9 protein-coding genes are annotated in these 12,387 nt (G+C 72.4%); 8 read left to right on the forward strand and 1 reads right to left on the reverse strand.

Going from position 1 to position 12,387, the window contains the following annotated elements; translation table 11 throughout:
- Positions 1-13 precede the first annotated feature (13 nt).
- Positions 14-778 (forward strand): SDR family NAD(P)-dependent oxidoreductase, encoded by a 765-nt coding sequence (locus tag OG871_RS30870; RefSeq protein WP_371501278.1) that lies wholly within the window; start codon positions 14-16, stop codon positions 776-778.
- Positions 779-1,082: 304 nt separating this feature from the next.
- Positions 1,083-2,108 (forward strand): nitronate monooxygenase, encoded by a 1,026-nt coding sequence (locus OG871_RS30875; RefSeq protein ID WP_371501279.1) that lies wholly within the window; start codon positions 1,083-1,085, stop codon positions 2,106-2,108.
- Positions 2,109-2,126: 18 nt separating this feature from the next.
- Here OG871_RS30875 and OG871_RS30880 read toward each other — a convergent pair whose 3' ends face one another.
- On the reverse strand, positions 2,127-3,590 hold the full coding sequence (locus OG871_RS30880) for an aminopeptidase P family protein (RefSeq protein WP_371501280.1): 1,464 nt from the start codon (positions 3,588-3,590) through the stop codon (positions 2,127-2,129).
- 235 nt (positions 3,591-3,825) lie between these two features.
- On the opposite strand from OG871_RS30880, the gene OG871_RS30885 reads away from it, so the two are divergent.
- The 6 genes from OG871_RS30885 to OG871_RS30910 all read left to right on the forward strand — a co-directional run bounded on the left by OG871_RS30885 (position 3,826) and on the right by OG871_RS30910 (position 12,360).
- Positions 3,826-5,565, forward strand: coding sequence for an ABC transporter substrate-binding protein (locus OG871_RS30885; RefSeq protein WP_371501281.1), 1,740 nt, complete (start codon positions 3,826-3,828; stop codon positions 5,563-5,565).
- A gap of 16 nt (positions 5,566-5,581) precedes the next feature.
- Positions 5,582-6,559, forward strand: a complete 978-nt coding sequence (locus OG871_RS30890) for an ABC transporter permease (RefSeq protein WP_371501282.1) — start codon at positions 5,582-5,584, stop codon at positions 6,557-6,559.
- Positions 6,556-7,545 carry an ABC transporter permease gene (locus OG871_RS30895; RefSeq protein ID WP_371501283.1) on the forward strand — a complete coding sequence of 330 codons (990 nt, stop codon included), beginning with the start codon at positions 6,556-6,558 and terminating at the stop codon, positions 7,543-7,545. The genes OG871_RS30890 and OG871_RS30895 overlap by 4 nt, the downstream gene beginning before the upstream one ends.
- The gene (locus tag OG871_RS30900) at positions 7,542-8,558 is read left to right on the forward strand and encodes an ABC transporter ATP-binding protein (protein WP_371501284.1); all 1,017 of its coding nucleotides are present in this window, start codon (positions 7,542-7,544) and stop codon (positions 8,556-8,558) included. The genes OG871_RS30895 and OG871_RS30900 overlap by 4 nt, the downstream gene beginning before the upstream one ends.
- Positions 8,555-9,532, forward strand: coding sequence for an ABC transporter ATP-binding protein (locus OG871_RS30905; RefSeq protein WP_371501285.1), 978 nt, complete (start codon positions 8,555-8,557; stop codon positions 9,530-9,532). Before OG871_RS30900 ends, OG871_RS30905 begins: the two co-directional genes overlap by 4 nt.
- A gap of 446 nt (positions 9,533-9,978) precedes the next feature.
- Positions 9,979-12,360 (forward strand): collagenase, encoded by a 2,382-nt coding sequence (locus OG871_RS30910; protein WP_371501286.1) that lies wholly within the window; start codon positions 9,979-9,981, stop codon positions 12,358-12,360.
- The last annotated feature ends 27 nt before the right edge of the window (positions 12,361-12,387 follow it).

The raw sequence follows: 12,387 nt of genomic DNA on the forward strand, positions 1-12,387 counted from the left end.
GAACGGGGGACTCATGGCGGATCGGCTCACGGTGGTGTCCGGCGGCGGTACGGGGATCGGCCGGGCGATCGCCCACGCCTTCGCGGCGGACGGGGACCGGGTCGTCATCCTCGGCCGACGGCCCGAGATCCTCGAACGGGCCCGGGCCGAGATCGACCGGGAGGTCGGCGCACCCCGGGTCCTCCCGCTCGCCGTGGACCTGACCGACCCGGAGCAGGTCACCCGTGCGGCCGGGGCGATCGCGGCCCTGGGCCCGGTCGACGTCCTGGTGAACAACGCCGGCGCCATCGTCACCGCACCGGCGGACGACAGCCTGGCCGCGCTCGCCGAGGCCTGGCGGCGGGACCTGGACACCAACCTGCTGACGGCCGTACTGCTCACCAGCGCGCTGCTCGACCGGCTGCGCCGCCCCGGCGGCCGACTCGTCCTGATCAGTTCGGCGGCGGCCCAGCGGGGTGGCGCGGGCGCCCACTCGGCGGGCTCGTACGCCGCGGCCAAGGCGGCCCTGCACGGCTGGGCCTTCGGTCTGGCCCGCCAGTTGGGGCCGGACGGCATCACCGTCAACGTGCTCGCGCCCGGCTACGTGGCCGACACCCCGATCTTCGGCGACCGGGCGACCGCCGACTTCCACGCCGGAAAGATCGCCGACACGCTGGTCGGCCGGGCCGGCACCCCGGCCGACGTGGCGGCCGCGGTCGGCTACCTCGCCTCTCCGGCGGCCGGTTACCTCACCGGGCAGGTGATCGGCCTCAACGGCGGTGCCGTGCTGGGGCGGTAGACGCTCCGCCGCCGGGGGGCCTGACGGAGCGCGCCCGCGGCGGGCTCACCGGACGGGGACGGCCGTCGGGGCCGCGGCCAGGGTTGCGGGGATCCGCACGGGCTCTCCATCGGGGACGGTCGCGGGCCGCGCGGTTCGACGCCCGCGTTCGTCCGCGAAGTCATCCCCGCGGGACGGGCCGGGAGGCGCCGACGCCGCCGGTCGCGGCCGAACCGTGCCCGCCCGGGTGACCTGACACGGCTGCCGCGGCCGGCCCGCGCACAGCGGCTAGGGTGGGGGCGAACCGGCCCGAGGGGAGTGGCGGATGACGGTGGATGCGATCGGCCTCGACGTGCCCGTGGTGGCCGCGCCGATGGCGGGCGGGGCCACCACGCCGCAGCTGGTGGCGGCCGTGAACGCGGCGGGCGGGCTCGGCTTCCTGGCCGCCGGCTACCGGACGGCCGCCGCCGTGGCCGAGCAGATCGGGGCCACCCGGGAGCTGACGGACCGGCCGTTCGGCCTCAACCTCTTCGTCCCGGCCGCGCCCGGCGACCCCGCGGCCGTGGCGGCCTACCGGGAGCGGCTGCGCCCCGAGGCCGAGCGGTACGGCGTCGACCTGCCGACCGCGATCGCCCCCGACCGGGACGACTGGGACGCCAAGATCGAGTTGCTGCTGGCGGACCCGGTGCCGCTGGTCTCGTACACCTTCGGTCTGCCCTCCCCGGCCGAGGCCGAGGCGCTGCGCGCGGCCGGGATCACCCAGGTCGGTACCGTGACCACGCCCGCCGAGGCGCGGGCGGCGGCCGAGGCGGGCATGGACCTGCTGACGGTGCAGGGCCCCGAGGCGGGCGGCCACCGGGCCACCCACCGGGCCGGGGCGGCGCCCGGCGAGGTGCCGCTGCCCGACCTGCTGGCCGAGGTCCGGGCCGAGGTCGCCCTGCCGCTGATCGCCGCCGGCGGCATCGCGGACGCCGCGGGCCTGGCCGCCGTCCTGCGGGCCGGCGCGGTGGCCGCCCAGCTCGGCACCGCCTTCCTGCGCTGCACGGAGTCCGGCGCCTCGCCTGCGCATCAGGGCGCACTGGTGGACGAGCGGTTCACCGAGACGGCCGTCACCCGGACCTTCACCGGCCGGCCGGCACGCGGTCTGCGCAACGCCTTCATCGACCGGTACGAGCCGTACGCGCCGACCGCCTATCCGGAGGTGCACCACCTCACCCAGCCGCTGCGCGCGGCGGCGGCCGGGCGCGGCGACCTCGGGGCGATGCACCTCTGGGCCGGCACCGGTCACCGGCTCGCCCGCACCGGCCCGGCGGCGGACGTCGTCCGGGCGTTCGCGGCGGGCACGCGGTAGCGCGGACGCCGCCGCCGGTCAGCCCAGCAGGGTGCCCATCCACTCCTCGATGCCGGCCACGGTGCGCGGCAGCGCGCCGGACATCAGCCGGGCGCCGTCGGCGGTGATCACCAGGTCGTCCTCGATCCGCACGCCGATGCCGCGCAGTTCGAGCGGCAGCGTCTCGTCGTCGGGCTGCAGGTAGAGGCCGGGCTCGACGGTGAGGACCATGCCCTCCTCCAGCACGCCGTCGAGGTAGGTCTCGGACCGGGCCTTCGCGCAGTCGTGGACGTCCAGGCCGAGCATGTGGCCGCTGCTGCAGAGGGTGTAGCGGCGGAAGAGGCCGCTGTCCTCGCGCAGGGCCTCCTCGGCGGAGATCCGCAGGACGCCCCACTCGGCCAGGCCCTCGGCGATCACCCGCATGCCGGCCCGGTGGAAGTCCCGGAAGCTGGCGCCGGGGCGCAGCGTGGCGATGGCGGCGTCCTGGGCGGCCAGCACCAGTTCGTACACCTGGCGCTGGACGGGGGAGAAGGTCCCGGAGAGCGGGAGGGTGCGGGTGATGTCGGCGGTGTAGAGGGAGTCGGTCTCCACGCCCGCGTCGAGCAGCAGCAGCTTGTTCGGGTCGAGGGCGCCGTCGTTGCGGATCCAGTGCAGGACGCAGGCGTGGGCGCCGGAGGCGACGATGGTGTCGTAGCCGGGGCCGTTGCCCTCGGCGCGGGCGCGGAGGTTGAACGTTCCCTCCAGCCAGCGCTCGCCCCGGCCGTGGCGCAGTGCGGCGGGCAGGGCGCGGACCACGTCCTCGAAGCCGGTGGTGGTGAGGTCGACCGAGAGCTGGAGCTGTCCGACCTCCCAGGCGTCCTTGATCAGGCGCAGTTCGGAGAGCGCGGTGGCGAGTCGGGTGTCCAGCGGGTCGGCCGCCGTGTCGGGGCGGCCGGCGAGGGCGTCCAGCGCGGGGTCGACGCCGGCGAGCACCCGGGTGACGGGCTGCGGGCCGGTGAACAGCTTGGCCAGGTCGTCCAGGTGCTCGGTGCGGACGCCGGTGAGCTGCGCGGCCTCGGCCAGGTCGGGTCGGCGGCCGACCCAGAACTCCCCGTAGCGGCGGTCGCGGTAGAACTCCGAGCCGTACGGGCTGCCGCCGCCGCGCGGGGAGCGCGGGCGCAGGTAGAGCACCGGCTCGCCGTCGGGCTCGACCACCAGGACGTGGCCGACCTGCTCCTCGCCGGTGAGGCCGGTGAGCCAGGCGTAGGCGCTGTGCGGGCGGAAGCGGTAGTCGCAGTCGTTGCTGCGGACCTTCAACTGCCCGGCGGGGACGAGCAGTCGCTCACCGGGGAAGGCGGTGGCCAGCCGGCGGCGCCGGGCCGGGGTGGCGTCGTGTCCGGGCACCCGTTCGCCGGCGGGCAGCGGGGTGGCGGCCCATGCGGTGCCCATGAACGCGTCGAGGGCGGGCGAGACGGGCAGATCGTGGCTGCCGGTGTTGAGGCGGGGGGTGGGCTCGGCGGTCACTGCTGCGACTCCTCTGACCTGGGGTGGAACTGCGGGGACTGGCGGCCGGGCCGGGCCCGGGGAGGACACGGCTCGGTAACGGGCGGCACCAGCTCTTGCCAGTGCAATTTCACATTACTATGTTACGGGTCACATCCCGGAGGGGCTAGACCCCTGGTCGCCCCTCCGGTGTGGCCCCGGATCAGCCCCGGGGCGGACTGGGCCTCAGCAGTGGCCCCCCATCTCGGAGTTCACCATGAACAGGCGTACCCACGTCGCCCTGGCGGCGACGATCGCAGCAACCCTCACCCTCGGCCTCGGGGCGTGCAGCAGCAACGGCGGCAGCGCTGGCGGGGCCGGTGACCAGGCGGGCGTCACCACCGAGGGCAACGGCGTCATCGGCGGGACGCCGGTCAAGGGCGGCACCCTCACCATCCTGTCCAACCAGGACTTCGACCAGCTCGACCCGGCCCGCAACTGGACCATGCCGGTGATGGACGTCGGCGTCCGGATGCTCTACCGCACCCTGACCACGTTCAAGGCGGCCCCGGGCGCCGAGGGCCTGAAGATCGAGCCCGACCTGGCCACCGACCTCGGCACCCCGAGCGACGGCGCGAAGACCTGGACCTTCCACCTGAAGGACGGCCTCAAGTACGAGGACGGCACCCCGATCGTCGCCGACGACGTCAAGTACAACGTCGAGCGCTCCTTCTCGCCGGAGCTGGCCGGCGGCCCCGACTACGCCGTGCGCTACCTGAACGCCCCCGACGGCTACCAGGGCCCGCTCAAGGGCGAGCGGCTGGGCAAGGAGGCCATCGAGGTCCCGGACGCGAAGACCATCGTCTTCCACCTCAAGCGCCCGGTCGCGGAGTTCGGCTACACCGTGACCCTGCCGACCTTCTCGCCGGTGCCGAAGGCGAAGGAGACCGGTGCCAACTACAGCAACCACCCGGTCTCCTCGGGCCCGTACAAGATCGAGGAGTACGACCGCGGCAAGCGCATGGTGCTGGTCCGCAACACCAGTTGGGACGAGAAGAGCGACCCGGTCCGCAAGGCGTACCCGGACCGGATCGTGGTCGAGCAGACCCTGAAGGGCGCCGGCATCGCGGACCGGCTGATCGCCGACCAGGGCGAGGACAAGAACGCGATCTCCTACGTCGACCTGGTCTCCGCCAAGGTCAGCGAGGTGCTCACCAACCCGGACCTGAAGAAGCGTCTGATCAGCGAGAACTCCGGCTGCACCTCGATGCTGGTGATGAACACCAGCAAGGCGCCGTTCGACAACCCCAAGCTCCGCCTCGCCCTGCAGTACGCGGTGGACAAGGAGGCCTTCGCGGCCGCGGTGGGCGGTCCGGCGTTCAACGACGTCGCCACCACCTTCCTGCCGCCGGTGCTGACCGCCGGTGCGCCGATCGACCACTTCATGATCAAGCCGGCCGGTGACCCGGAGAAGGCCAAGTCGCTGATGGCCGAGGCCGGTTTCGCCAACGGGCTGCAGACCGAGCTGGTCACCTCCACCGGTGCCAAGGCACAGGCCGAGTCGATCCAGGCCTCGCTGAAGAAGGTCGGCGTCGAGGTCACCGTCACCACCGTCGACCCGACCGCCGTCAACTCGATCGTCGGCGACAAGGACAAGCAGCCCGGCCTGTCGATGAGCGGCTGGTGCCCCGACTACCCGTCCGCCGCGACCTTCCTGCCAATGATCTTCGACGGCCGCTCGATCAAGGACAAGAGCAACAACGGCAACAACAGCCGGTTCAACGACCCGGAGACCATCGCCGAGCTCGACCGGATCGCCGGCCTCGACGACCTGCAGAAGGCCAACACCTCCTGGCTCGCCCTCGACGCCAAGATCATGGACAAGTCGCCGGCCGTGCCGCTGACCTGGCAGAAGAAGCCGCTGCTGGTCGGCTCCAACATCGCCGGCGCCTACGCCCACCCGGTGTGGTCCGGCCAGATCGACTACGCGGCCATCGGCCTGAAGTCCGTCAAGTAGTCAGGAGCCTGACCCCATGACCGCCCCGCTCTCCGAGGCAGCCGCCCGGGGAGCGGGGGCGGCGGTCAGCCCCGCCGCCCCCGCTCCCGCAGCGCCTCCCGCCTCGCCCTGGCGCCTCACCTGGCACCGGCTCCGCAGCCAGAAGGCCGCCATGGTCGGCCTCGGCATCATCGTCTTCTTCGTCCTGTGCTCCCTGCTCGCCCCAGTCCTCACCGCGATCAGCGGCCACGGCCCGTCCGACACGGACAAGAAGGCCCTCAACCTCTACCTCGGCGGTGTACCCAAGGAACCGCTCGGCGGCATCGGCCCCGACCACTGGCTGGGCGTCGAACCGGGCCTGGGCCGCGACATCTTCGCCCGGCTCCTGTACGGCGGACAGATCAGCCTGCTGGTCGCCTTCAGCGCCGCACTCATCACCACCGTGATCGGCGTGCTGCTGGGCATCAGCGCCGGCTACTTCGGCGGCCGGACCGACACCGTGATCAGCCGCTTCATGGACATCATGATGTCCTTCCCCAGCCTGATCTTCATGATCGCGCTGCTCTCGGTGGCCCGGGACGCCAACCGCATCCTGCTGCTGATCGCGGTGATGAGCGTGTTCGGCTGGCCCTACATCGCCCGGGTGATCCGCGGTCAGACCCTCTCGCTCAAACACCGCGAGTACGTCGAGGCCGCCCGCGCCTGCGGCACCTCCAGCGCCCGGATCCTGTTCACCGAGATCCTGCCCAACCTCACCGGCACCATCATCGTGTACGTCACGCTGGCGATCCCCGGCCTGATCGGCGCCGAGGCCGCGCTGACCTACCTCGGCGTCGGAGTCCGGCCCCCGACGCCCTCCTGGGGCCAGATGATCTCGGACGCGGTGCCCTACTACAAGGTCGACCCGATGTTCTTCGTCCTGCCCAGCGTCTGCCTGTTCCTGGTCGTGCTGGCCTTCACCCTGCTGGGCGACGCACTGCGCGACGCCCTCGACCCGAAGGGCAGCCGGGCATGATCGGATTCCTGGTCCGGCGGCTGATCGGCATCGTCCTCACCCTCGTGGTGATCTGCGCCATCACCTTCGCCGTCTTCTACCTCCTGCCGACCGACCCGGCCGCCCAGTTCTGCGGCAAGGACTGCTCGGCGGAACGGATCCTGCTGGTCCGCCAGCAGATGGGCCTGGACGACCCGCTGATCGTCCAGTTCGGCCGCTACCTGGTCGGCATCTTCGCCGGCCAGACCCTCGGCAGCGGCAGCTACGCCGTGCAGTGCGACTTCCCCTGCTTCGGCTACTCCTACCAGAGCGCCCAGCCGGTCTGGGACCTGATGATGGACCGCCTCCCCGCCAGCGCCTCGCTGGCCGTCGGCGCGGCCGTCCTGTGGCTGGTGCTCGGCGTCACGGCCGGCGTGGTCTCCGCGCTGCGCCGCAACACCTGGCTCGACCGCACCGTCATGGTCGGCACCATCGGGGTCGCCGCCCTGCCGGTCTACTTCACCGCGATGATCCTGCTCTACTTCGTCGTCTCGGTGATGGACCTGATCCCCTACCCCCGGTACATCGCCTTCGGCGAGGACCCGTTCGGCTGGATCGAGAACCTGGTCCTGCCCTGGATCACGCTCGCCCTGATGTCCGCCGCGATCTACGCCCGGATGACCCGCAACTCCGTCATCGAGACGATGGCCGAGCCGTTCGTGCGCACCGCCCGGGCGAAGGGCCTGCCGGAGCGCCGGGTGGTGGCCAAACACGGCCTGCGGCCCGCCCTCACCCCGGTGGCCACCATGCTCGGCATGGACCTCGGCGGCCTGCTGGCCGGAGCGCTGATCACCGAGTCGCTGTTCGGCCTCCCGGGCGTCGGCAAGCTCTTCGCCGACTCGCTCAACAAGGCCGACCAGCCGGTGATCATGGGCATCACCCTGCTCGCCTCCTTCTTCATCGTCACCTCCAACCTGATCGTGGACATGGTCTACGCCTGGATCGACCCGAGGGCGAGGCTGTCGTGACCCTGCTCGAAGTCAAGGACCTCGCGGTGCAGTTCAGCACCGCGGAAGGAACCGTACGAGCCGTACGGGGAGTGGACTTCACCGTCGAGGCCGGCCGGACACTGGGCATCGTCGGCGAGTCCGGCTCCGGAAAGTCCGTCACCTCGCTGGCCGTCATGGGCCTGCACCGCGGCGCCGAGGTCACCGGATCGGTCCGCTTCGACGGCACCGAACTGATCGGCGCCCCCGAGGAGACCGTACGAGCCCTGCGCGGCCGGCGGATGGCCATGGTCTTCCAGGACGCGCTCACCTCGCTGCACCCGTACTTCACCATCGGCGACCAGATCTCCGAGGCCTACCAGGCCCACTTCGGCGGCAAGCGCCGCACGGCCTGGGCACGCGCCGTCGAGGTGCTCGGCGACGTCGGCATCCCCGAGCCCGCCCGCCGGGCGGGGGAGTACCCGCACCAGTTCTCCGGCGGCATGCGGCAGCGGGCGATGATCGCGCTGGCGCTGTCCTGCGAGCCCGACCTGATCATCGCCGACGAGCCGACCACGGCCCTGGACGTCACCGTCCAGGCCCAGGTGCTGGAACTGCTGATGAAGCTCCAGCAGGACCGCGGGCTGGGCATCATCATGATCACGCACGACCTCGGCGTGATCGCCCGGGTCGCCGACGAGGTGCTGGTCATGTACGGCGGCTCGGCCGCCGAACAGGCCCCCGCCGAAACGCTGTTCACCGCACCGCGGCACCCCTACACCCGCGGCCTGCTGGACTCGCTGCCCCGCCTGGACGCCGCCGACGGCGACGCCCTGGTCTCCATCCCCGGCAGCCCGCCCTCCCTGCTCGCCCCGCCGGCCGGTTGTCCCTTCCACCCGCGCTGCGCGGTCTACGAGGCAGCCTCCGAGGAAGGCCGCCGGGCCTGCACCGACGAGCGCCCGCCGCTGCGCCTGGTCGCCGAGCACCACCGCACCGCCTGCCTGCTGGACTCGCCGTCCGACGGCCGCGGCCCCCAGAAGGAGGCGACCGCATGACGGACCCCCTGCTCACCGTGCAGGACCTGGGCATGACCTTTCCCGGCCCGAACGGCACCTTCCGCCGGCGTCCCGGCGTCCGGGCCGTCGACGGGGTCTCCTTCGACGTCCGGCCCGGCGAAACCCTCGGCCTGGTCGGCGAGTCCGGCTGCGGCAAGTCCACCACCGGCCGGATGCTGGTCCGACTGCTCGACCCGACGGCCGGCCGGATCGGCTTCCGCGGGCAGGACATCACCCGCACCGGCCAGCGCGAACTGCGGCCGCTGCGCAGCAAGCTGCAGATGATCTTCCAGGACCCGTTCGCCTCGCTCAACCCCCGGCAGACCGTCCAGCAAATCATCGCGGCCCCGCTGCGGGCCCAGGGCACCGAACCGAAACGGACCGCCGCCGAGGTACGCGACCTCGTCCGGCTGGTCGGCCTCGCCCCCGAACACCTGGAGCGCTACCCGCACCAGTTCTCCGGCGGCCAGGCCCAGCGGATCGGCATCGCCCGCGCGCTCGCCACCCGCCCCGAACTCGTCGTCGCCGACGAGCCGGTCTCCGCCCTCGACGTGTCCATCCAGGCGCAGATCGTCGGCCTGATGGAGCGCCTGCAGCGGGAACTCGGCGTCGCGTACGTGTTCATCGCCCACGACCTCGCCGTGGTGAAACACATCAGCCACCGGGTCGCGGTGATGTACCTCGGCCGGATCGTCGAGATCGGCGACAAGCGCCAGGTGTACGACAACCCCGCACACCCCTACACCAAGGCGCTGCTCTCCGCCGTACCGCTGCCCGACCCGCTGGCCGAACGCCGGCGCGAGCGGATCGTGCTGCTCGGCGACCCGCCGAGCCCCGCCAACCCGCCCACCGGCTGCACCTTCCACCCCAGGTGCCCCAAGGCACAGGACATCTGCCGCACCGAGGCACCGCTCCTGCAGATCACCGCCCCGGACACCGCCCGCAAGGCGGCCTGCCACTTCCCCGAGGCCTGACCCGCTGCTGCTCGCCCGCTCGCCTCCGGGCGCTCCCGATCCGATACCGACGTTCCTCGCTCCGGCGCTCGCTGCGCTCGCTGGTCACTCGTCGCTTTCGGCATCGGCGCGCCCTTCGGCTCGGGGCGGGGGCTGTGTTGCTCGCCCGCTCGCCTCCGGGCGCTCCCGATCCGATACCGACGTTCCTCGCTCCGGCGCTCGCTGCGCTCGCTGGTCACTCGTCGCTTTCGGCATCGGCGCGCCCTTCGGCTCGGGGCGGGGGCTGTGTTGCTCGCCCGCTCGCCTCCGGGCGCTCCCGATCCGATACCGACGTTCCTCGCTCCGGCGCTCGCCCGCTCGCCTCCGGGCGCCCTCTCCCCAGGGGCGCCGGGCGGCGGTGCGGCCCCGGGTGCGCCCCAGGGCGCCCCCACCCCCCACTCTCTCCCCCCACATGTTCAGGAGCACAGGTGTCAACTCCCCGCACTGCGCGTCGAGTCCTGCTCGCCGCCGCGCTGGCCGCCTCCCTCACGCTGCCGGCCGTCCAGACCGCGCAGGCCATCGGCGCGGCCGCGGCTCCCGCGGCCCCCGTCGGCACGTCCCCGGCCTCGCCGGCCCCGGCCCCCGCGTCGAACCCGAGCGCCTACGACGAGGTCGACCACCTCGCCGCCGCCACCGCCAAGGCGGGCGGCGCGGCCCCCGCGCCCGGTGGCGGCTCGCTCGGCGACTCGCTGCTCCCCGGCCGGCTGCCCGACCGGGTCGGCGCGCCCGCCCCGGTCGCCGGGCCGAGCGCCCCCGTCGGCGCCCCCGGCTCCACCGCGGCCGGGGTGCCCTGCACCGCCGCCGGGATGGCCGGCCTCGACCCGGCCCAGCTGGTGGCCTTCCTCACCGACCCGGCGGTCACCGCCGACGGCTGTCTCGCCGGCTTCCTGTGGACCTGGGACGCCCGGTACGCCACCGCCATGGACGACGCCCATGTCCAGGCCGTCGCCAACCGGATCACCCAGCTCGCGGCCGGCCACGACGGCACCAACGGTGCCCACCTGTACGAGCTGTGGACGTTCCTGCACGCCACGGTCTACTTCGACTTCAACCACGACCAGATCGACGTCACCGACGCCGCCACCCTGGCCACCATCCAGCAGGCGATCAACGCCTACTCGGCCAACCCCCGCGCCTTCGACAGCACCGACCAGGCCGCCGCGATCCTGCGCGAGATGACCATCACCGCCGGCAGCGTCGGGCTGCGCCAGAACAACCTGCCGCTGGTCAAGCGGATCCTCGCCGCGTTCGGCCCCGGCACCCGGGTGGCCGGCAGCGTCCAGTGGGGCAACGCAGGCCTCGCCGCGCTGAACGTCAACTACCTCGGCATCTACAACCAGGACCCGGCCTTCATGGCGGCCGTCGCCGCCGACGCCGACTACCGCGCGGTGTTCCGCGCCTTCGCCTCGGCCGCACAGCTCAAGGGCACCGCCAACGCCTGGGTCGCCCGCGACGCGGTGGCCGAGTACGGCCGCTTCGGCCAGATTCCCTCGCTGCGTGCCGCGGTCAGCGCTGACCTGGGCCCGCTGCTGGACACCACCAAGTCGGTGTTCGGGGAGTTCTCGGCACCCTGGGTGAAGGCGGTCGGCTGGGCCAACTACTACGGTGTCTGCGCCCAGTTCGGCGTCTGCACCAGCCAGATCGAGGCCGCCCTCTTCCCCTACACCTACCGGTACGACAACGGCGCGCTGGAGGTGCACACCGCCCTCGACCGGGCGACCGTCGACCAGATGTACTACGCCAGCAAGCAGGTGAAGACGCAGTTCTTCCGGGTCCTGGGCACCGACGCACCGCTGGCCGGCGACGTCAACTCCACGCTGCACATCCACCTGTACGCGTCGCGCGCCGACTACGAGGTCTACCACCCGCTACTGACCGGCATGGCGACCAACAACGGCGGCATCTACATCGAGAACGGCGCCACCTTCTACACCTATCAGCGCCGGGTGCCGCAGGACTCCAGCCTGACGCTCGAGGAGCTGTTCCGGCACGAGTACACCCACTACCTGAACGGTCGCTGGGCCACCCCCGGCACCTTCGGGGAGCCGCGCTGGTACGCCAACGACCTCACCACCGCGATGGACGAGGGCACCGCCGAGTTCTTCGACGGCGCCACCCGGGACCAGGGCATCCTGGTCCGCAGGTCGCTGGTCAACAGGCTCGCCCAGGACGAGGCCGCCGGCATCCCGCGGATGAGCATCAACGAGCTGATCCACGCCCGCTACACCGACACCCCCGCGTTCCACTTCTACAACTACGCGGGCACGTTCTTCGAGTTCCTGTGGCTCAAGCACCCCTCGCAGCTGCGCGAGATGTACGGCTACCTGCGGGCCGACAACCCGGCCGGCTTCGACGCCTGGCGCACCAGGGTCGGTGCCGACGCGGGCCTGCAGACCGAGTACAACGCCTTCCTGGACGCCCGGATCGCGAACATCCCCGACCTGTACGTCCCGAACACCTCGTTCACCCCGAACGGGTACCTGAAGTTCGCCTACCCCGCCGAGGTGCAGGCGGCGTTCGCCGGCGCCACCCAGTCCACCCCGTCCTGCAAGGACAACGGTGACTGGGACAACAAGCCGATGCGCTTCGTCTGCACCGGCCGGATCACCGCCAACCTCGCCGACTCCACCAGCGCCGACGCCGTGTTCAAGGACATGTCGTCCACCGTCGACTACTTCATCCTGGAGCGGACGAAGGGCGTCGCGAACAACCTCGACGACATGAACTGCTCCTTCGGGGCGGTCGACATCTGGCCGGGCGGCCGGGCCGGCACCGCCGACTACACCTGCGAGGGTCCGCTCCGCCGGTGACAAGCCCCCGGTCGGGCGACGGCGGGG

The sequence above is a fragment of the Kitasatospora sp. NBC_00374 genome (genome assembly GCF_041434935.1).
Classification (GTDB): Bacteria; Actinomycetota; Actinomycetes; order Streptomycetales; family Streptomycetaceae; genus Kitasatospora.